Here is a 19502-nt window from a genome sequence, read left to right as displayed (position 1 = left end):
GCCCGGCACGCGATGCCGTGACCGTCGCGCCGGATTCAGGCTGCGCGGCGTTTGAGATGCACGAGCAGCAGCGAGATCGCCGCAGGCGTCACGCCGGCGATGCGGCCGGCCTGGCCGACCGTCTGCGGCAGCGCGCGCGACAGCTTCTGCGCGACTTCGGCCGAAAGGCCGGAGACCGCCGCATAGTCGAAGCCCGGCGGAATCGCCGTGTCTTCGTTTCGACGCCGGCGTTCGATCTCGTCGCGCTGGCGATTGAGGTAACCCTCGTACTTGACGCCGATCTCGACCTGTTCGGCGATGCGCGCATCGCTGACACCGGGGCCGATGCCGGCGACGCGCGCGAGCTTCGCGTAGTCGAGTTCGGGACGGCGCATCAGATCGAGCGCACTCGCTTCGCGCGTCAGGCTGATGCCGAGTTCGTCTTCGAGCGCGCGGCCGAGCGCATTGCCCGGTGCAGCCCAGATCGCGCTCAGGCGCGCGGTTTCCGCGGCGACGGCGTCGCGCTTGGCGCGGAATGCGTCGTAGCGCGCCTGATCGATGCAGCCGAGCGCGTAGCCCTGCTCGGTCAGGCGCAGATCGGCGTTGTCTTCGCGCAACTGGAGACGGTATTCGGCGCGCGAGGTGAACATGCGATACGGCTCGCTCGTGCCGTTGGTGATCAGGTCGTCGACGAGGACGCCGAGATAGGCTTCGTCGCGCCGCGGCGTCCACGGCTCGCGTCCCTGTGCGGCGCGCGCGGCGTTGAGGCCGGCGAGCAGCCCCTGCGCGGCGGCTTCCTCGTAACCGGTCGTGCCGTTGATCTGGCCGGCGAAATACAGGCCGGCGATGGCCTTGGTCTCGAGCGACGCCTTGAGTCCGCGCGGATCGAAATAGTCGTATTCGATCGCATAGCCCGGGCGCGTGATGTGCGCGTTCTCGAAGCCCTTGATCGAGCGCACGAGGTCGAGCTGGACGTCGAACGGCAGCGACGTGGAAATGCCGTTCGGATAGATCTCGATCGTGTCGAGGCCTTCGGGTTCGATGAAGATCTGGTGCGAGTTCTTGTCGGCGAAGCGGACGACCTTGTCTTCGATCGACGGGCAATAGCGCGGGCCGACGCCTTCGATCTTGCCGGTGTACAGCGGCGAGCGGTCGAGCGCCGATCGGATGATGTCGTGCGTACGCTCGCTCGTGTGCGTGATCCAGCACGGCAGCTGGCGCGGGTGCTCGGCGACATCGCCGAGAAACGACATGACCGGCATCGGGTCGTCGCCCGGCTGCGCCTGCAGTTCGCGATAGTCGATGCTGCGGCCGTCGATGCGCGGCGGCGTGCCGGTCTTGAGCCGGTCGGTGCCGAGCGTGAGTTCGCGCAGCCTCGAGGCGAGCGTCGCGGCTGGTGGATCGCCGGCGCGCCCGCCGGCGTAGTTCGCGAAACCGATATGGATCTTGCCGGCGAGGAAGGTACCGGCGGTCAGCACGACGGTCGCGGCATGGAAGCGCAGGCCCATCTGCGTGATCGCGCCGGCGACGCGGTCGCCGTCGAGGATCAGATCGTCGACGGCCTGCTGGAACAGGGTCAGGTTCGGCTGGTTTTCGACGATGCGGCGGATCGCGGCCTTGTAGAGCGCGCGATCGGCCTGACAGCGCGTCGCGCGCACGGCCGCGCCCTTGGAGGCATTGAGCACGCGCCACTGGATGCCGGCCTGATCGGCCGCCCGCGCCATGGCGCCGCCGAGCGCATCGACTTCCTTGACCAGATGTCCCTTGCCGATACCGCCGATCGCGGGGTTGCAGCTCATCTGACCGATGGTTTCGATGTTGTGGCTCAGCAGCAGCGTCTGTGCGCCGCAGCGCGCCGCGGCGAGCGCCGCCTCGGTGCCGGCATGACCGCCACCGATCACGATGACGTCGAAGGTTCGGAAAAAATCCATGGCGATGCGCTGAAGGAAGGAAACGGCGCGGATTCTACCGGCAGCGTCGTGCCGCCGCAGGCGGACTCGGCCGGAAGGAACGAAAACGCGAGGCGCATCTGTGTCGCAGTTGGCACGCCGAATGCATTACCTGTTTCGCACTCCCACCGACGCACGGCGTTTGCGAGCACGTCGATAGTCGGAATTCAGGGGCCGGCTCTGCGTCGGTGGGAGGACGCACCAAGGATCGCTGCGGTACCGCGCTGACTCAGGGGTTAGAGGCTGGCGCCCGGCGGTCTTAGGAACAGGGGGAATCCAAGAGGACCGTGTGCCGGGCGCCAGTAACCGGTAAACGCCGCAGATTGCGCAAGCAGCTGCGGCGTTTTTATTTTTGGCCGGGCGCAGAGTATCCGGGTGGCGCATTAGCAAACCGTGAAACTTGTCGAACTATACGTTGGCGAACTCGACACGTTCAGCGACGTCAGGAAGCGACCCAAGCCGTCACAGGCGGAAAAAAAGCGTCAACCGTGATCGCAACCTCAGTTTCCGGCGACTGGCACGCGAACTGCATCACAGATCACGCAACCGCACAGCCCCAGGGACACACGCCATGAACGCTGCTATCGATCCGATGATTCAGGTCAATCCGTTGTTCATGCGCGTGGATTTGTTGATCGAGGTCGGCAAGCTCGAACTTGCGATCGCGAACATCCGCCGCCAGAAGGCCGCCAACGAGGCCGATCCTCTGGTCGCGCCGCTGGCCTCGCGCATCGCGCGCCTGAATGAAGCGCTCGGTCGCCTCACTGCCTGACGCCGTACTGCCTCTCTCCTCCGCGCCGACCCGCGCGGACTTATACAGGCCCCTTGCGGGGCCTTTTTTTATGGCGTGCTCATTGCGTGTCTGTCCGGACGCGGCCGCCGCCACTGCGCGACGAGCCGCCGCCGGCGTCGCCGCGCGGCGTGAAGCTCGGCGAGCGGTCCATGGCCGGTGGCGGTGCGAACGCCCGCGGAGTCGGCGCGGACTCGCGCGTCGGCGCACGCGGTGCCGGCGCTCCCGCGCCCATGCGGCTTTCGTTGAAGGCCGGCCCGGTGCGGATCGGCCGCCCTTCGCGCGACGGCAGCCCCGGCGAGCTCTGCAGCCGGCCGCGCTCACCGAGCTGAGCCGGATCGCGCTGCACGCCTTCGCCGCGGCGTACGCGGGGCACGCCGTAGTAAGGATCGACACTTTCGGTCCGAAGCTGTCGTCCGGTGTCAAACCCGCGTGAAGATTCGACACCCGGCGCGACACGCGCGCCCCGCGTCGAACCGACGAATGCGCCGTCGCCGGTACCGCGGCGGCTGTTGAGTCCGGCAATTGCCGCGGCCTCGCGATCGACGCGGCGGTCGCGTTCGCGCGCCAGCGTCTGCTGATGGCGATGCCAGGACCAGTCGTTGTAGCCGACGCCCCACCAGCTGTCATACCAGGGCGAATAGCCGAAATACGGCCAGCCCGAGTAGTACGAACCGTAGCCGAAGCCGTAACCGAGGTAGGGCCAGCTCGTCAGGCCGTAGCGGAAGCCCGGTCCCCAGTAGGGGTCATAGAAACCGTAGTAGCCGGGACCGGTGGAATATCCCGCGTAGTAGCCGGAATAGCTGCGGTCGTGCTCGTAGTAGTAATCGGCGGCGCCGTCCTGATGGTAGTAGCCGGTGCTCGCGCATCCGGCGAGTGTGGCGGCGGCCAGCAATGAGCAGAGGATTCGACGCATGACGCACACCTCGGGCCGTGAGACGGCCACAGTGTAACGCCGCGGCCGTTAACGCCGTCTGACGTCAGCGCATACGTCAGTCAAGACTGCGGCGAAGTATGTCGGCGAGGTCGTGCGAGGTTTCGCCGGAGGCGAGCCGCTGCAGACTCGCCTGCAGCAGGTGCCGGCGCTGCGGTTCGAGGCGGCGCCAGTCCTTGAGCGTCGTCGCGAGCCGCGCCGCGGTCGTCGGATTGAGTGCGTCGATGTCGCGCAGCGCCTGCTCCACGAGGCGGTAGCCCGCGCCGTCGCTGCGGTGAAATGCGATCGGATTGCGCGCCGCGAAGCCATTCAGCAGTGCGGCGACGCGATTGGGATTGCGCAGGCTGAAGCGCGGGTGATGCAGCAGCGCCGCGACGCGCTCGACCGTTTCAGGCCGCAGCACCGTTGCCTGCAGCGCGAACCATTTGTCGAGCGTCACCGCGTCGGCGTCGTAGCGGCGCGCGAAATCCTGCAGCGCCTTCTGCGCCTGCGGCGCATCCTGTGCCAGCAGCCCGGCGAGCGCGGCCAATCGTTCGGTCATCGTCGGCGCCAATACGTAGCGCGTCGCCGCGACTTCCGGCGCCAGTTCGTTGTCGATGCGCAGCCACAGGCGCAGGCAGCGATTCAGCAGACGGCGGCGGCCGCGCGCAGCACCGTCGAGCGCGCCGGCTTCGCTGCGCAGCAGCATCGTGTGCCGCGCGCTCAGCGTGTCGGCGAGCCGCCGCGCGAGCGCGAGTTCCACGGCTTCGCGTGCCGCGTGCAGCGCAGCGGGATCGAGCGGTTCGCATTGCGGCGCGAGTTCGTTGTAGTCGGGCGGCGTCGAGAGTTCGGCGAGCAATGCCGGATCGATGTCGGCGGCGAACAGCTCGGCGACGGTGTCGCACCAGATGCGCAGCTCCGGCGCCTGCGCATCGCCGCCGAGCACGCGCAGCAGCGCGTTGCGTGCGAGCTGCTGCGAGGCCTCCCAGCGATTGAAGCCGTCGCTTTCATGGCGCAGCAGGAACGCGAGGTCGTCTGCATCGTGATCGCTCTGCAGGCGCACCGGCGCAGAGAAGCCGCGCAGCAGCGACGCCGCGCGCGGCGCGCCGATGTCGGAAAACACGAAGGTCTGCTCGTCGCCCGCAAGCTCCAGCACGCGCTCGTTCTGCGCCGGCTCGCCGGGCGCGTGGCGCAATGGCAGGTCGCGGCCGTCGGCGCCGAGCAGTGCGACGCGCACCGGTATCGGCAGCGCACGCTTGCGCGGCTGCCGCGGCGTCGCTGCGGTGTGCTGGCGCAGTCGCAGCGAATAGCGCCGCGCCGCCGCGTCGTAACTGCCTTCGGCATGGAGCTGCGGCGTGCCGGCCTGCGCGTACCAAGCCAGATACGGCGTCAGGTCGAGGCCGTTGGCGTCGCCGAGCGCGGCGAAGAACTGCTCGATGGTTGCCGCCGCGCCGTCGTGACGACGGAAATACTCGTCCATGCCCTTGCGCCAGGCGGCGCGGCCGAGCCGGCCTGCGATCATGCGCACGAGCTCGGCGCCCTTGTCGTAGACCGTCGCGGTGTAGAAATTGTCGATCGCGCTGTATTCCGACGGCCGCACCGGATGCGCGAGCGGGCCGGCGTCTTCGGCGAACTGCGCGCGCCGCAGGATCTGCACGTCCTCGATGCGCTTGAGCGTCGCGGAGTTCATGTCGGCGCTGAACTGCTGCTCGCGATAGACCGTAAGCCCTTCCTTCAGCGACAGCTGGAACCAGTCGCGGCAGGTCACGCGGTTGCCGGTCCAGTTGTGGAAATATTCGTGCGCGACGATGGCCTCGACATGCGCGTAGTCGTCGTCGCTCGAGCGCTGCGGATCGGCGAGCAGGTACTTCGCGTTGAAGATGTTGAGCCCCTTGTTCTCCATCGCGCCCATGTTGAAATCGTGCGTGGCGACGATGTGGAACACGTCCAGATCGTAGTTGCGGCCGTAGACGCGCTCGTCCCAGCGCATCGCGCGCACGAGCGAATCCATTGCATGGGCGCAGCGGTCGATCGCGTCGGGCTCGGCGAAGATGCGCAGCACGACGCGGCGGCCCTCGGCGGTCACGTAGTCCTGTTCGATTTTCTCGAGCCGGCCGGCGACGAGCGCGAACAGATAGCTCGGCTTCGGATGCGGGTCGTCCCAGGCCGAGAAGTGCCGGCCGTCGGCAAGTTCGCCGCTGCCGGCCGGATTGCCGTTGGCGAGCAGTACCGGAAACCGCGTGCGGTCGGCGCGCAGCACGACATGGAACGGCGCGAGCACGTCGGGCCGGTCGGGGTAATACGTGATCCGGCGGAAGCCTTCGGCCTCGCACTGGGTCAGCAGGAATCCGTGTTCGACGCTGCCCGAGAGATACAGGCCCGACAGCGCGCTGTTGGCGGCGGGGTCGAGCGCGACTTCGGTTTCGAGCACGACTGCGTCCGGCAGGTCGGCGATGCTCAGCGATTCGTCGTCGACGACGTATTCGTACGCCTCGAGCGCGCGGCCGTCGAGCCGGATCGCGACGAGCCGCAGGCCGACGCCGTCCAGGCGCAGCGCGGCACCCGGCGTCTCGCGCCGCAGGGTCAGGCGCGACAGTACGCGGGTCGCAGAAACGTCGAGATCGAATTCGAGCGCGACCGCGTCGACATGCCAGGCAGGCACAACGTAGTCGGCCAGGCGGACGGTGCCGGAATCGGACATGGAGGGGGCGTGCGGCAAGGCTGGACGCGCAGGCTAGCACGCCGCCGTCGCCGCCTGTATCGTCGCCGCGCCATGGATACCGCCTCCCGCGTCACCCCCGCCGACGTCACGGTTGCCGACGTCACGCTGGCCCACATCCGCGACGCCGCCGCGCGCATCGCGCCGCATGCCCACGTCACCCCGGTGCTGCGCTCGCGCAGTCTCGACGCATTGACCGGCGCGCAGCTGCATTTCAAATGCGAGCAGCTGCAGCGCATGGGCGCGTTCAAATTCCGCGGCGCCTGCAACGCGGTCTGGGCGCTGCCCGACGATGTGGCCCGGCGCGGCGTCGTCACGCATTCGTCCGGCAACCACGGCGCCGCGCTCGCGCTTGCCGCCTCCACGCGCGGCATCGCCTGCCACGTCGTCGTGCCCGAAGGTGCGGTACGCGCCAAGCTCGCGGCGATTGAGCGCTACGGCGCGCAGTTGCATCACTGCGCGCCGACGATTGCGGCGCGCGAGGAGACCGCGGCGAGACTGCAGCGGCAGACCGGCGCGACGCTCGTCCATCCGTTCACCGATCCGAACGTGATCGCCGGACAGGGCACGGCCGCGCTGGAACTGTTGCAGCAGAGCGGCGGCGTCGACGTGCTGATCACGCCGGTCGGCGGCGGCGGCCTGACCGGCGGCTGCGCGATCGCCGCGCGCGGCATCGCCGAGGGAATTACCGTGTACGCGGCCGAACCCGAAGGCGCGCCCGACGCGTTCGAATCGTTCCGCCGCGGCGAGCGCTTCACCGACATCACGCCCGACACGATCGCCGACGGCCTGCGCGGCACGATCGGCGAGATCAACTTCGCGCTGATGCGCGCGAACGTCGACGCGATCCTGCCGGTCAGCGAAGCCGAGATCGCCGCGGCGATGCGCATCCTCTGGGAACGGCTCAAGCAAGTCGTCGAGCCCTCGAGCGCCACCGTGCTCGCGGCGATCCTGCGGCATCCCGCGCACTTCGCCGGCAAACGCGTCGGCGTAGTGCTTTCGGGCGGCAACGTCGATCTCGATGCATTGCCGTGGAGCCAAAGCTGACAGCAAGCACGTAGGGCGCAATAAGCGAAGCGCATTGCGCCGACCGAAGACGGCGAAGTGCAAAGCGCAAAAACGATCCGGCGAAAAGTTGTTCGGCTGAGCAGATCCGGCGCAATGCCCTTCGGCTATTGCGCCCTTCGGCTTATCCCGACGAGCGCAGCCGCGATCAATGCAATGCCCGCGGCTTCCCAGGCATCCGGCCGTTCGCCGAGCAGCGCCCAGGCCAGCAGCACGCCGCAGATCGGCACGGCGAGACTCACGATGCCGGCGACGGTGGCCGGCAGGCGCTGCACGATCAGCGCCCAGAGCACCCAGGCCAGTCCCGACGCGAGCACGGCGTTGTAGGCGAGGCCCCAGAGAAACGGCGTTTCCCAGGCGATGCCGCGCTCGGGCACGAGCAGCGCTATCACGCACAGGCCGATCGCGCCGAACAGCATCTGCCACGCGGTCAGCCGCAGCGGCGTGACGCCGCCGCCCGCGAACGCTTTCTTCGAGATCGCGACGGCGAGCGCCCAGGACAGACCGCTGGCCAGCGCGAGCAGCGCGCTCGAATTCGCGCCGAGCCCGTGCCACGGCTGCAGCACGCCGATCAACCCGACGCCGGCCAGCGCGGCGAACGCGAGGCGTCGCCGGTCGGGACGCTCGCGCAGCAGCGGCCACGCGAGCAGCAGCAACCAGAACGGCATCGTGTACGCGAGCATCGCGGTCTTGCCGGCCCCGCCGTCGACGAGCGCCCATTGCACCAGTGACTGGAATGCCGTCGTCTGTGCGAGGCCGAGCAGGATCACGGGCTTGAGCGGCGGCGGGCGCAGCGTCTCTCCGCGCAGCGCGAGCACGGCGAACAGCACGAGCGTCGCGAGCACGCCGCGAACCGCCGCAAACTCGAACGGCCCGGAATACTGCAGCACCTGCTTCATGACGACCCAGTTGTAGCTCCAGACCAGGGTCAGCACGGCCAGTGCGAGCAGTGCGCCGCGGCGTGAAGCGGAATCGGTCATGGGATCGGTGTCGCGGCGAAACCCGTGATGATACGGCAGGGCTGCAGGACGCCCGCGTGCACGCGACACGACCTTCGTCTAGCCGCATCGAGGTTTCGCCGCATCGCGCCCCGCGTCGAAGCTGCATCGCACCGACGCCGCGGCTATGCTTGGGTCCCGCGAAATTTCCCGGCGAACGTGCCGGCCGGAGCCCTGCATGATCATCGACGGCGTGCGCGCCATGGATCGCGCGACCGAACTGCTGCTGCGTTACTACATGGCGTTCAACCGCGGCGACTGGGAGGGCATGCTCGCCTGCCTCGGCGACGACGTGCACCACGACGTCAACCAGGGCGGGCGCGAGACCGGTCGCGACGCGTTCCGCGAATTCCTCGCGCGCATGCAGCGCAGCTATCGCGAGCAGCTGCGCGACATCGTCGTCATGGCGAACGCCGACGGGTCGCGCGCCGCCGCCGAGTACGTGGTGCACGGCGAATACCTCGTCACCGACGAAGGACTCCCGCCCGCGTCCGGCCAGCGCTACGTGCTGCCGGGCGGCGCGTTCTTCGAGATTTCCGACGGCCAGATCTGTCGCGTGACGAACTACTACAACCTCGACGACTGGCTGCGTCAGGTGCGCAGATGAGTTCGAGCGCGGTCAAGCGCTGCTTCTGGGCCGAATCCAGCGACAGCGAACGGGACTACCACGACAACGAATGGGGCCGGCCGCTGCACGGCGACCGGGCACTGTTCGAATTCCTCTGCCTCGAAGGCGCGCAGGCCGGACTATCCTGGCGCACGATTCTCGAAAAGCGCGACAACTATCGCCGCGTCTTCCACGATTTCGACATCGACCGCTGCGCGAAACTTACCGACAAGCAGCTCGAGCGTGCGCTGACCGATCCCGGCATCGTGCGCAACCGGCTCAAGGTCTATGCAGTGCGCCGCAACGCGCTGGCCGCACAGGCCGTGCAGCGCGAACACGGCAGCCTCGATGCGTATCTGTGGGCTTTCGTCGACGGCAAGCCCGTCGACAACGCGCCGCGCGGTCGCGGCGACGTGCCGGCGAGCACGCCGCTGTCTGACCGGCTCAGCAAGGCGCTGCGCAAACAGGGGTTCACCTTCGTCGGCACGACGATCTGCTACGCGTTCCTGCAGGCGACCGGCATGGTCAACGACCACCTCGTCGACTGCATCTGTCGTACGAAAGGCGCGAAATGAGCGATCCCGCAACAACTTACTCGCGCCTCGTGCGCGTGCTGCACTGGACGACGCTGCTGCTGATGATCGCGGTCTACGCGACCGCCGAACTGCGCGGCTTCGCGCCCGACCGCCCGGCGCGCATCGCGGTAATGCAGTGGCACATGGCACTCGGCCTCGCGATCGTGTTGCTCGTGCTGCCGCGCATCGGCGCGCGCCTGATGCAGCCAGTTCCGGCGATCGTGCCGCCGCCGGGCCGTCTGGTGGCGATCGCGGCGAAGGTCACGCATGTCGCGCTCTACGTATTCCTGATCGTGCAGCCGCTGCTCGGGCTCGTCACCGCGCAGAGCGGCGAGCGCGCCGTCGTCATTCCGCTGACCGGCATCACGCTGCCGGACCTGATCCCGAACGATCACGACCTGCACGAGTGGACCGAGGAGATCCACGTGCTGCTCGGCAAGATCTTCTACGCGGTGATCGGCCTGCATGCCGCCGCCGCCATCGCGCACCACTACTGGTTCCGAGACAACACGCTGCGCCGCATGCTCGGCTGACCTATTTCGAAGAGACGTATTTCTCGCGCCGGATGTGCGGCACGGGCAGGCCGGCGTCCTTCAGCAGCGCGAACGCTTCGTCGACCATGTTCGGATTGCCGCAGAGATAGGCGATATCGCCTTCGGGCGAGGGTACGAGTTCCTGCAGCAGTCCCTGCACGTGTCCCTTGCGGTCCTGCGTGCGCGGCAGCGCGCGTGGCTCGCGCGACAGGCAGGCGTAGTAGCGGAAGCCCGGCACCTCGCGCTCGAACGCGCTGAAATCGTCGTCGTAGAGCAGTTCCTGTTCGTTGCGCGCACCGAAGATCAGCGCGACTTCGCACTGGCGCGCGGCGATCACGCGCCGCAGCTGCGGCAGCATCGCGCGGTACGGCGTGATGCCGGTGCCCGTGCCGACCAGCAGGTAGCGCCGGTTCGCGTCCGCGTCGAACAGGCAGAAGCGGCCGTAAGGCCCGCTCGCGTTGACCGTCTCGCCGGGCTGCAGATTGCCGAGCAGCGCGGTCGCGGCGCCGCCTTCGACATACGACACGGCGATCTCGATCTGCATCACCGGCGCCGCGTCGCCGGCGCCGACGGTCGCGACCGAATAGCTGCGCTTGGTCGGCTTGCCGTCGGCATACTGGAAATGGATCTGGATGAACTGGCCCGGCACGAAGGCGAACGGCTGGCCGTCGACGCGCTCGAACACGAGATGGCGCACGCTCGGCGCGAGCATGTAGCCGGAAACCAGGCGCAGCGGAAACTGTTCGGCCACGGAACGGAACCAATAGGCGTCGAAGGGGGCCGTATACTACCCGCCCCTTCCGGACCCTGCAGCCCATGAGCTCTTCCGCGGCGCTCGACGTACGCAACCTCACCAAGACTTATGCGAACGGCGTGCAGGCGCTCAAGGGCGTCTCGCTTCAGGTCGAGCCCGGCGATTTCTTCGCGCTGCTCGGGCCCAACGGCGCCGGCAAGTCCACGCTGATCGGGATCCTGTCATCGCTCGTCAACGCCAGCGGCGGCGAGGCGGAGGTCTTCGGCCGGTCGATCCATGCCGACCGCGGCGGCGCGATGCAACTGATCGGTCTCGTGCCGCAGGAAATCAATTTCAACCAGTTCGAGACGCCGTTCGACATCTGTGTGAACCAGGCCGGCTTCTACGGCATTCCGCGCCGCGTCGCCTGCGAGCGCGCCGAAAAATACCTGCAGCAGCTCACGCTCTGGGAAAAAAAAGAAGTCGCCTCGCGCACGCTGTCGGGCGGCATGAAGCGGCGTCTCATGATCGCGCGCGCGATGATGAACGAGCCGCGCCTGCTGATCCTCGACGAGCCCACCGCCGGCGTCGACATCGAAATCCGCCGCTCGATGTGGAAGTTCGTCACCGAGATGAACCGCGCGGGCACGACGGTGATCCTGACGACGCATTACCTCGAGGAAGCCGAGCAGCTCTGCCGCAACATCGCGATCATCGACAAGGGCACGATCATCGAGAACACCTCGATGAAGCGCCTGCTCGCGAAGCTCGATGTCGAAACCTTCGTGCTCGACGTCGCCGCGATGCCCGAGACGCTGCCGGACGTCGACGGCGTGCGCCTGACGCCGGTCGACGCGCACACGCTCGAAGCCGAGATGTCGCGCACGCACGATCTGAATTCGCTGTTCGCCGCACTGACCGCACGCGGCGTCACGGTGACCTCGATGCGCAACAAGGCCAACCGCCTCGAAGAGCTGTTCGTGCGGCTCGTCGAGAACAATCAGGGCAAGGCCGCCTGAACGCTGCGGGCTTTCCGCCCGTCCTTTCCGCCTTCCGCCGTCGAATCCTGCGCATGCAAACCCACGCCAACCTCGTCGCCCTCGGCACCATCGTCCGTCGCGAGATCGCACGCATCGTGCGCATCTGGGGCCAGACACTGCTGCCGCCGGCGATCACGATGACGCTGTACTTCTTCATCTTCGGCAACATGATCGGCGCGCGCATCGGCGAGCTGCAGCCCGGGATCCGCTACATCGACTACATCGTGCCCGGGCTCATCATGATGAGCGTGATCCAGAACGCCTACGGCAACATCGCGAGCTCGTTCTTCGGTTCGAAGTTCGGCCGCTACGTCGAGGAGATGCTGGTTTCGCCGATGCCGAGCTGGGTGATCCTCACGGGCTACGTGCTCGGCGCGGTCGTGCGCGGGCTGCTGGTCGGCGCGATCGTGCTCGGCGTCGCGATGTTCTTCACGCACATCCGCCTGCACCACGTGTTCGTCACGCTGACGACGTTCCTGCTGACCGCCGTCGTATTCGCGCTGGCCGGCTTCGTCAACGCCGTCTACGCGAAGAAATTCGACGACATCTCGATCGTGCCGACCTTCATCCTCACCCCGCTGACCTACCTCGGCGGCGTGTTCTATCCGGTCAGCAGCCTCGGCGAGCCCTGGCACACGATCTCGCTGGCCAATCCCATCGTCTACATGGTCAACGCGTTCCGCTACGGCCTGCTCGGCGTCAGCGACGTGAATCTCGTCGCGGCCTATGCCGTAATGCTGGGCGCCGCGGCGATACTGGCCGGATTCGGCCTGTATCTGCTCAGGCGCGGGGTCGGCCTGCGCGCCTGAGCGCGCCTCGCCTGGCCGGCGCAGGCGCCTGATGTAAGATGCCGGGTCGAGGGTTCAGCGATCCCGGGGGGGATTTCGTGGTCATGGTCAGTCCAGGCGCATCGCTCGCGGAATCCGGCGGGGCCGGCAGTGCATTCGCGCGCAGCCGTCCCTCGTTCCTTCCGCGCCAGTTGTCCGACGAAGAACTCGCCCTGTTCATCGACGCAGGCCAGCGCCGCGAAGTCGTGCCGCGCGAGATGATCTTCCGCAAGGGCGAACTCGGCCGCGCGATGTTCGTGATCGAGTCGGGCACGATCCAGCTCGAATTCGGCGACGGCATGCCCGACAAGCTGATCGGCGCCCGCGAGTTCTTTGGCGAACTCGCGCTGTTCATCGGCAATCACGCGCGCGTCGCCAATGCGGTCGCCGCGGAAACCACGGTGCTGCGCGTCATCGAGCACGCGGCGTTCGAAACGCTGCTGCAGACCCAGGCGCCGCTGCTCGCGCAGTTCATGCGCCGCTCGTTTTCCTACCTCGTCGCGAGCGAACAGCAGCTCATCCAGAATCTCAAGCGCCGCAATGAAGACCTGCTCGTCACGCTCGATTCGCTGCGCCAGACCCAAACCCAGCTCTCGACCGCCGAGCGCCTCGTGCGCACCGACGAGCTGACCGGCCTGTGCAACCGCCGCGGCCTCTATCACTTCCTCGACGAACTGCGCACGCGTCGCGACGCCTCGCTGCGGCTCGGCCTGCTGCTCGTCGACATCGACCATTTCAAGCAGATCAACGACCACTACGGGCACCTGACCGGCGATATCGCGCTGCGCGCGGTCGCGCGCGAAGTCCAGCAGGCCGCGGGCGCAAACGACCTGCCGTGCCGGCTCGGCGGCGACGAATTCGCGCTGCTCGTGCAGATCCGCGATGCCGAGGAACTGCGCGACCGCGCCTCGCAGATCGCCGGCGGCGTGCGCGCGCTGCGCTTCCACGCCCCGGCCGAAGGCCTGATCGTCACCGCGAGCGTCGGCGGCAGCCTCTGCCACGAAACATCCGACTGGTCGGCCTGGTACAGCGATTCCGACTGCGCGCTCTATCTCGTGAAGGGCGAGGGCGGCGACAACTACCGCGTCATCGCCTGACGCGGCACGCCGTCGCCCGACGGAACGATTTGCTGCAGCGCAACATCAACGACCGGCCCGCGCAGGACTCCGACGTGCTCATTCGTGAGGCGTCGGCGTACACTTTTGCGCTAGGCCCAATTGTTGTTGTGCGCGCCGTCAACGGTCAGCGCCGATAACGCATTAGGGGAATACCGGCCGCTCGTTGTTCGTCTGGAGTCGGGCATGAATGCCTTGGTGTCGTCCGCGGAAACGCCTTTGCCCGTGCGTCAGGGCGCACCGCTGCTGCGCACGCTGGCGCTCTGCGATCTGGTCGACTCCACCGGGCTCGTCGAACGGCTCGGCGACCAGCGCGCCGCGCAGGTACTGCGCCGGCACGACCGCATGACGCGCGATCTGATGCTGCGCCACGAAGGCCAGGAGATCGACAAGACCGACGGCTTCCTCGTGCTGTTCGAGCGTCCGATCCACGCGATCGCGTTTTCGCTGGCCTACCAGCGCGAGCTGATGCGTCTCGGAAAGGAAGAAAACCTGACCCTGCAGGCGCGCGTCGGCGTGCACGTCGGCGACGTGCTGGTCTGGCAGAACGAACCCGGCGACGTGATCCATGGTGCCAAGCCGCTCGAAGTCGAGGGCCTGGTCAAGCCGGTCACGGCGCGGCTCGCATCGCTCGCGCTGCCGGGACAGGTGCTGGTCTCGGGCGTGGCCGCCAGCCTCGCGCAGCGCGCGCATCTCGAACTCGGCGCGAACGCCGACCGCACGAGGTGGATCAATCACGGCCGCTACCGCTTCAAGGGCGTGCCCGAGCCGCTGGTCGTCTACGAAGTCGGCGAGGTCGGCATCGCGCCGCTGCGCCAGCCGCCATACTCGGGCAAGGCCTGGCGCGAAGTGCCCTGGTGGCGCCGCCCGGGCACCATGTTCATCGAGGCCGGCATCGCCGCCGCCGTGATCGTGCTCGGCGTCTGGCTCGTGCTGCGCCCGCCGGCCGCGATCGCGTTCGCCGAACGCGACTGGGTCGTGCTCGGCGACCTGCAGAACCTGACCGGCCAGCCCGGACTCGACGACACGCTGCGCACGGCGCTGCGTCTGAGCGTCGAGCAGTCGCGCTACGTCAACGTCGTTTCAGACCTGCAGGTGCGCGATACGGTACGCCGCATGCGCCGCGATCCGGCTGGCACGCGCATCGACCGGGCCGTCGGCGCCGAAGTCGCATTGCGCGAAGGGGCGCGCGCGCTCGTGCTGCCGAGCGTGGCCGAAGTCGGCGGCAAGCTGCGCGTGACCGCGGAAATCATCGATCCGCAGAGCCAGTCCACGGTCTACAGCGACTCGGCCGAAGGCGAAGGCATCGAGTCGGTGCTGACCTCGGTCGACCGCATCAACAAGCAGTTGCGCGGCCGCCTCGGCGAATCGCTCGCGCAGCTCGGCGCGACGAACCAGCCGCTCGCGAAAGTCACTACCGGCAACCTCGACGCGCTGCGCGCCTATTCGCTCGCGCGCAAGGCCGTCACGGAAGGCAAGGCCGACAGCGCACTCGATCTCTACGAGCAGGCGCTGCGCCTGGATCCGGAGTTCGCGCTGGCCTATCTCGCGCGCGCGGCGCTGCGCATCGGCGCCGACGACAAGCCGCGCGCGAGGATCGACATCGAACGCGCCGAAGCGTTGCGCGAGCGTCTGCCGGTGCGCGACCAGCTCTACATGGACGCGCTCGCGGCGACCTTCGACAAGCCGGCCGACATGCGGAAAAAGTGGGCGCTGCTCGGCGAGATGTATCCGGACCACTACGCCGCGTTCGCGAACCTCGCACATTTCATCTACATCTACGACGGCCGCTACGCCGAGGCGATCCGCATCGCCGAGAAGGCGGTCGCGCCGCACTATCCGCGCAGCGGCAATACGCACTACCTGCTCGGTACGCTGCATCTGGCGAACGACGATCCGGCCAAGGCGCAGGTGCACCTGGACCGCGCGCGGGAAATGAACGCCGCCGGCCTCGGCGGCGTGCGCTACGTCGACGCGGCCGCGGTCGCGCGGCGCTACGCCGACGCCGACAGGGAACTGGCCGAGCTCAAGCCCACGGGCATCGCGACCAACGACGTGCAGCTGCATCGCGAACGCATCGCGCTCGCGATCGACCAGGGCAAATGGCGCGAGGCGCTCAAGCGCGCCGACGACGCCGAAGCCGCGGCGAAGCCGGTCGGCCCGCTGCTCGCGCGGATCTATCGCGGCACCAAACTCTCGCTGCAGGGCGTCGCGATGCCGGGCGCGGAGTTTTCGCGCCAGCTCGGCGCATTCGCGCGCGGCGAGATCGCCGCCGCGCGCGACGCGCAGAATCCCGATCGCGAGCACGCGCTGTTCGCCACGTTCTTCGCGGCCTATCTCGCGGCACGCAGCGGCGACGACGCGCTCGCGCGTACGCTGCTCGCGGAAGTCGGCGATGACGCCGACATCGGCAACTATCGCTACGTCGCCGACATGGCCGCGCTCGCGCAGGCGCAGCTCGCACTCGCCGGCGCCGACAAGGCGCAGGCCGTCGCGCTGCTGACCGCGCGGGTCGACGGCTCGGAGCTGTATCTGGTCCATGTCGGCCTGCGCGACGCGCACGCGGCGCTCGCCGCGTTCGAGCCGGCCATCGCCGAAACGCAGTGGCTCGCCCGCCACCGCGGCCGCGCGTACGCCGAATACAACGGCAACGAGATGCTGAAATCGCTGAATGTGGCCGAGTCGAACCTCGCCGTGCTCGGCGAGGCCGAACTCGCCCAGCGCCAGGGACGAAACGACGTGGCCGTGCAGAAACTCACGACTTTCCTGCGCCTGTGGCCCGAAGCGGAACTTCCCGCGCCGCTGCAGCGGCGCGTGGAAGCCGTGCTGAAAAGCGGAGAGAGACCTCAGCCCGCCCTGAGGTCGTGAATGTTCGCGCTCAGCGTCGTGCCGAGCTGCTGCTGAATCGCCGAGCGCGATGCCTTCAGCGTCGACGGGTCCGCGAGTTTCTTGCACTTGCGGAAGCAATCGGCCAGTTCGACCGGCGCACCGATCTGTTTCAGCGCGCTTTCCGGATCGCTGAGCAGCAGCGCGCGAAAGTCGTCGTCGGAACTCAATTTGTCGAGCAGCGCATCCGCCTGCGCGGACGTGAGACTAGCCATTGCGATTTCCCCCTGATAGCCACGATCCGTGGCCGGCGCAGTGTAGCCAGCAAGAGACGGGCCAACAATCGGCGAGAACCTTCAGAAAATGCGCTTTTCCCGGGCATTTCCCTGCGCTTGTCGCTGCGCGTGCCGCTCGTATAGTGTCGCTGCGGATCGGCGTTCGCCCGCTCGCAGACGCCTGACTGGCCCGGAGATTCCTCATGCACGTGCGTCGCTGCGCTCACCTGATGTTCGAGCCGCGCGAGTCGGTGCAATTCGATCTCGATTCGATCGCGGCCGGCGGCGACGGACTGCGCACCGAGCTGACGCTGCTCGCGCTCGTGCCGCACCGGCGCGAGGAGACCGCCGTTTCGGCGAAGGAAGCCGCACTGCTCGCCGGCATACCGTCCACGACCTGGACGGACTATGCGGCGCTGGCCGCGCACCACGGCGCCGCCGTCGTGCAGGACCTCGTCGCGCGCGGCCTGCTGATCTGCGACGCACCCGAACACGCTGCGGACCGCGCGCGCGACGACCGGCTGCGCGATGCGAACTGGCACACGCTGTCGGCCGCGCAGCATTATTTCGGCTGCTGGAACGGCGTGCGCTCCGGCGACGAAAACCAGCGCGCGGGCTATCTGACGCTGCAGGACCTCATCGCGAAACTCGGCGAACCGCCGCCACCCGTACAGACGCACGCCGCAGCCGGATCGCGCCTGCCGCTTCCTTCACCGCAGACGACGGCGTTCGACGCACTGCTGCAGCGTCGCACGACCTGCCGCAACTTCGACGCGGACGCCGTGCTGACGCAGCACGAACTCGCGACGATGCTGCATCGCGTGTTCGGCGCGCAGGGCGCGCTGCGCGTCACCGGCGGCGGCGACACGACCGTGATCAAGCGCAACAGCCCGTCGGGCGGCGGCCTGCATCCGACCGGCGCCTATGTGATCGCGCAGCGCGTCGACGCACTGCCCTGCGGGCTCTATCACTACGAACCGCTCGCGCATGCGCTCGAACCGCTGCGCGCGCTGCCGCCGGCCGACGCCGCCGATCTCGCGCTGCGCAGCGTCGCCGCGCAGGCCTATTTCGCCGCGGCGCCGGTACTCGTCGTCTTCGCCGTGCGGTTTCCGCGCAATTTCTGGAAATATAGAAATCACGCAAAAGCGTACCGTGTGACCACGCTCGACGTCGGTCATCTGTCGCAGACGCTGTACCTGTCGGCGACCGATCTCGGTCTCGGCGCATTCGTCACGGCAGCCATCAACGAGGTCGAGATCGAGCAGGCGTTCGGCCTGGACCCGCTCGTCGAGAGCGCGCTCGCCGTCAGCGGCTTCGGCCGCCGCGCGGCACGGCGCGAGACGCCCGAGTTCGATCCGCGCGGGCTGGTGTGGCGTGATGACGGCAGCCGAATGGCGTGACGCGCAAATCGGGATAGCGGTTATCCGGGATTTGAGTCGCGGTGCTGCAGCTCGAGCCCTCTTCCCCGAGCCTGCTCGGGGAAGAGGGCGACCGATCTGTCAGCCCGCCGCAATCCGAACATCCACGCGCAGACCGATCGGCAGCGGCGGCGTGCCGTCGAGTTCGATCAGCGCTTCGAGGATCTTCGCATCCTGCTTCTCGGCCGGATCGCCCGAGATCGAATTGCGTCGCCCCATGCGCTGGCTCACGCGCACGACCTTGCCGGCGAACTGCTGCTGCGGAAACGCGTCGCTGACGATGGTCGCGACCTGTCCTTCGCGGATGCGGCCGATGTCGAGTTCATCGATGTCGGCGCGCACATAGCGCTTCGTCAGATTGCCTATGCGGGCCAACGGCAGCGGCGACAGCGCGACGACGGTCTCGCCTTCGCTGAGGTCGCGCTTGAGCACGTGGCCGTCGATCGGTGCATAGATCTGCGACTTCTCGACGAGCGCCTGCGCGCGATCGCGCTCGGCGCGCGCGGCGGCCACGGCGGCCGTCGCCGCGGCGACGTCTTCGGCGCGCGCACCGGCCCGCAGCAGCGCGAGATCGGCATCGGCGCGCGCACGCCGGGCGACCGCGGCTTCGGCCTGCGCGCGCGCCTGCTGCGCGGTCTCGGCAGCGATCAACTTGCTGCGCACGAGATCCTCGCGGCGATCGCGCTCGGCCAGTGCCTGGCGCTCGAGCGCGGCCGCCTCGGCCCGCGCCGCATCGGCCGCGGCGATCTCCTCCACGCGCGCACCGTTGCGCAGACGCGCGAGTTCGGCCTCGCGCCGCTGCACTTCCGCATCGGCCGCGGCCAGCGCCGCGCGGTATTCGCTGTTCTCGATCTCGGCGATCAGTTGCCCGGCACGCACCGCGTCGCCTTCGGCGATCAGCACTTTCGACAGCCGGCCGGAGACTTGCGGAATGATCACGCGCTCCTCGCCGGCGGGTTCGACGAGGCCGCCGGCGGCGATCACGGTCAACCTGCCGTCGGCGGCAGCGGCCGGCGCTTCGCCGCGGCAGCCCGCAACGCCGGCAAGAACCAGAACGACACCGAGACAACGCGACAGGACGCTCATGCGGAACTCCGGGCCGGCCGCCGATCGTCGACGAGGCGGCCGTCTTCAAGGTGC

17 protein-coding genes are annotated in these 19502 nt (G+C 68.2%); 10 read left to right on the top strand and 7 right to left on the bottom strand.

Going from position 1 to position 19502, the window contains the following annotated elements; all coding sequences use genetic code 11:
- Positions 1-35: 35 nt before the first annotated feature.
- Positions 36-1910, bottom strand: a complete 1875-nt coding sequence (gene mnmG / locus VLF18_RS18235) for a tRNA uridine-5-carboxymethylaminomethyl(34) synthesis enzyme MnmG (RefSeq protein WP_325281051.1) — start codon at positions 1908-1910, stop codon at positions 36-38.
- A 589-nt stretch (positions 1911-2499) separates the two neighbouring features.
- On the opposite strand from mnmG, the gene VLF18_RS18230 reads away from it, so the two are divergent.
- Positions 2500-2700, top strand: a complete 201-nt coding sequence (locus VLF18_RS18230; RefSeq protein WP_325281050.1) for a hypothetical protein — start codon at positions 2500-2502, stop codon at positions 2698-2700.
- 79 nt (positions 2701-2779) lie between these two features.
- On the opposite strand, the gene VLF18_RS18225 is transcribed toward VLF18_RS18230, so the two are convergent.
- Together VLF18_RS18225 and pepN are read right to left on the bottom strand one after the other, a co-directional pair.
- Positions 2780-3634 (bottom strand): hypothetical protein, encoded by an 855-nt coding sequence (locus VLF18_RS18225; protein ID WP_325281049.1) that lies wholly within the window; start codon positions 3632-3634, stop codon positions 2780-2782.
- Between the two features lie 76 nt (positions 3635-3710).
- Positions 3711-6332, bottom strand: a complete 2622-nt coding sequence (pepN, locus tag VLF18_RS18220; RefSeq protein WP_325281048.1) for an aminopeptidase N — start codon at positions 6330-6332, stop codon at positions 3711-3713.
- Positions 6333-6404: 72 nt separating this feature from the next.
- Here pepN and VLF18_RS18215 point away from each other — a divergent pair, with 72 nt between their 5' ends.
- Complete coding sequence (locus VLF18_RS18215) at positions 6405-7397, top strand: pyridoxal-phosphate dependent enzyme (protein ID WP_325281047.1); 993 nt, start codon at positions 6405-6407, stop codon at positions 7395-7397.
- A gap of 125 nt (positions 7398-7522) precedes the next feature.
- Here the strand turns inward: VLF18_RS18215 and VLF18_RS18210 are convergent, their stop codons facing one another.
- Positions 7523-8395, bottom strand: coding sequence for a DMT family transporter (locus tag VLF18_RS18210; protein ID WP_325281046.1), 873 nt, complete (start codon positions 8393-8395; stop codon positions 7523-7525).
- Positions 8396-8591: 196 nt separating this feature from the next.
- On the opposite strand from VLF18_RS18210, the gene VLF18_RS18205 reads away from it, so the two are divergent.
- The 3 genes from VLF18_RS18205 to VLF18_RS18195 are packed head-to-tail and all read left to right on the top strand — an operon-like array spanning position 8592 to position 10128.
- The gene (locus VLF18_RS18205) at positions 8592-9020 is read left to right on the top strand and encodes a ketosteroid isomerase-related protein (protein ID WP_325281045.1); all 429 of its coding nucleotides are present in this window, start codon (positions 8592-8594) and stop codon (positions 9018-9020) included.
- Entirely contained in the window at positions 9017-9595 is a 579-nt protein-coding gene (locus VLF18_RS18200; RefSeq protein WP_325281044.1) for a DNA-3-methyladenine glycosylase I, read from the top strand. Before VLF18_RS18205 ends, VLF18_RS18200 begins: the two co-directional genes overlap by 4 nt.
- Entirely contained in the window at positions 9592-10128 is a 537-nt protein-coding gene (locus VLF18_RS18195; protein ID WP_325281043.1) for a cytochrome b, read from the top strand. The genes VLF18_RS18200 and VLF18_RS18195 overlap by 4 nt, the downstream gene beginning before the upstream one ends.
- A 1-nt stretch (position 10129) precedes the next feature.
- Here the strand turns inward: VLF18_RS18195 and VLF18_RS18190 are convergent, their stop codons facing one another.
- Complete coding sequence (locus VLF18_RS18190) at positions 10130-10879, bottom strand: FAD-binding oxidoreductase (RefSeq protein ID WP_325281042.1); 750 nt, start codon at positions 10877-10879, stop codon at positions 10130-10132.
- 65 nt (positions 10880-10944) lie between these two features.
- Between VLF18_RS18190 and VLF18_RS18185 the strand changes: the two genes are divergently transcribed.
- From VLF18_RS18185 to VLF18_RS18170, 4 genes are all read left to right on the top strand, one after another.
- Positions 10945-11880 carry an ABC transporter ATP-binding protein gene (locus VLF18_RS18185; protein WP_325281041.1) on the top strand — a complete coding sequence of 312 codons (936 nt, stop codon included), beginning with the start codon at positions 10945-10947 and terminating at the stop codon, positions 11878-11880.
- Positions 11881-11933: 53 nt separating this feature from the next.
- Positions 11934-12710, top strand: a complete 777-nt coding sequence (locus tag VLF18_RS18180) for an ABC transporter permease (RefSeq protein ID WP_325281040.1) — start codon at positions 11934-11936, stop codon at positions 12708-12710.
- 83 nt (positions 12711-12793) lie between these two features.
- On the top strand, positions 12794-13825 hold the full coding sequence (locus tag VLF18_RS18175) for a GGDEF domain-containing protein (RefSeq protein WP_325281039.1): 1032 nt from the start codon (positions 12794-12796) through the stop codon (positions 13823-13825).
- A gap of 204 nt (positions 13826-14029) precedes the next feature.
- Positions 14030-16711: a putative peptide modification system cyclase gene (locus VLF18_RS18170; protein WP_325281038.1), complete on the top strand. Its 2682-nt coding sequence runs from the start codon at positions 14030-14032 to the stop codon at positions 16709-16711.
- Here VLF18_RS18170 and VLF18_RS18165 read toward each other — a convergent pair.
- A complete protein-coding gene (locus VLF18_RS18165) occupies positions 16690-16944 on the bottom strand; it encodes an NHLP-related RiPP peptide (protein ID WP_325281037.1) in 255 nt (84 codons plus the stop codon). The genes VLF18_RS18170 and VLF18_RS18165 overlap by 22 nt on opposite strands.
- Before the next feature lie 203 nt (positions 16945-17147).
- On the opposite strand from VLF18_RS18165, the gene VLF18_RS18160 reads away from it, so the two are divergent.
- Positions 17148-18344, top strand: a complete 1197-nt coding sequence (locus VLF18_RS18160) for a putative peptide maturation dehydrogenase (protein WP_325281036.1) — start codon at positions 17148-17150, stop codon at positions 18342-18344.
- 99 nt (positions 18345-18443) lie between these two features.
- Here the strand turns inward: VLF18_RS18160 and VLF18_RS18155 are convergent, their stop codons facing one another.
- Positions 18444-19448, bottom strand: coding sequence for an HlyD family secretion protein (locus VLF18_RS18155; protein WP_325281035.1), 1005 nt, complete (start codon positions 19446-19448; stop codon positions 18444-18446).
- Positions 19449-19502: the final 54 nt, after the last annotated feature.

It is taken from the genome of Tahibacter sp., assembly GCF_035481375.1.
Taxonomy (GTDB): Bacteria; Pseudomonadota; Gammaproteobacteria; order Xanthomonadales; family Rhodanobacteraceae; genus Tahibacter.
The sequence above is the reverse complement of the archived record's forward strand: the minus strand, read 5'-3'. Positions and strand labels throughout refer to the sequence as shown.

Excerpts from the sequence above, each read along its gene's own strand:
- pepN (WP_325281048.1), bottom strand. The coding sequence starts at position 6,332 with ATGTCCGATTCCGGCACCGTCCGCCTGGCCGACTACGTTGTGCCTGCC.
- VLF18_RS18155 (WP_325281035.1), bottom strand. The coding sequence starts at position 19,448 with ATGAGCGTCCTGTCGCGTTGTCTCGGTGTCGTTCTGGTTCTTGCCGGC.
- VLF18_RS18170 (WP_325281038.1), top strand. The coding sequence starts at position 14,030 with ATGAATGCCTTGGTGTCGTCCGCGGAAACGCCTTTGCCCGTGCGTCAG.
- VLF18_RS18205 (WP_325281045.1), top strand. The coding sequence starts at position 8,592 with ATGATCATCGACGGCGTGCGCGCCATGGATCGCGCGACCGAACTGCTG.
- VLF18_RS18195 (WP_325281043.1), top strand. The coding sequence starts at position 9,592 with ATGAGCGATCCCGCAACAACTTACTCGCGCCTCGTGCGCGTGCTGCAC.
- VLF18_RS18165 (WP_325281037.1), bottom strand. The coding sequence starts at position 16,944 with ATGGCTAGTCTCACGTCCGCGCAGGCGGATGCGCTGCTCGACAAATTG.
- VLF18_RS18175 (WP_325281039.1), top strand. The coding sequence starts at position 12,794 with ATGGTCAGTCCAGGCGCATCGCTCGCGGAATCCGGCGGGGCCGGCAGT.
- VLF18_RS18230 (WP_325281050.1), top strand. The coding sequence starts at position 2,500 with ATGAACGCTGCTATCGATCCGATGATTCAGGTCAATCCGTTGTTCATG.
- VLF18_RS18180 (WP_325281040.1), top strand. The coding sequence starts at position 11,934 with ATGCAAACCCACGCCAACCTCGTCGCCCTCGGCACCATCGTCCGTCGC.
- VLF18_RS18185 (WP_325281041.1), top strand. The coding sequence starts at position 10,945 with ATGAGCTCTTCCGCGGCGCTCGACGTACGCAACCTCACCAAGACTTAT.
- mnmG (WP_325281051.1), bottom strand. The coding sequence starts at position 1,910 with ATGGATTTTTTCCGAACCTTCGACGTCATCGTGATCGGTGGCGGTCAT.
- VLF18_RS18215 (WP_325281047.1), top strand. The coding sequence starts at position 6,405 with ATGGATACCGCCTCCCGCGTCACCCCCGCCGACGTCACGGTTGCCGAC.
- VLF18_RS18225 (WP_325281049.1), bottom strand. The coding sequence starts at position 3,634 with ATGCGTCGAATCCTCTGCTCATTGCTGGCCGCCGCCACACTCGCCGGA.
- VLF18_RS18200 (WP_325281044.1), top strand. The coding sequence starts at position 9,017 with ATGAGTTCGAGCGCGGTCAAGCGCTGCTTCTGGGCCGAATCCAGCGAC.
- VLF18_RS18210 (WP_325281046.1), bottom strand. The coding sequence starts at position 8,395 with ATGACCGATTCCGCTTCACGCCGCGGCGCACTGCTCGCACTGGCCGTG.
- VLF18_RS18160 (WP_325281036.1), top strand. The coding sequence starts at position 17,148 with ATGCACGTGCGTCGCTGCGCTCACCTGATGTTCGAGCCGCGCGAGTCG.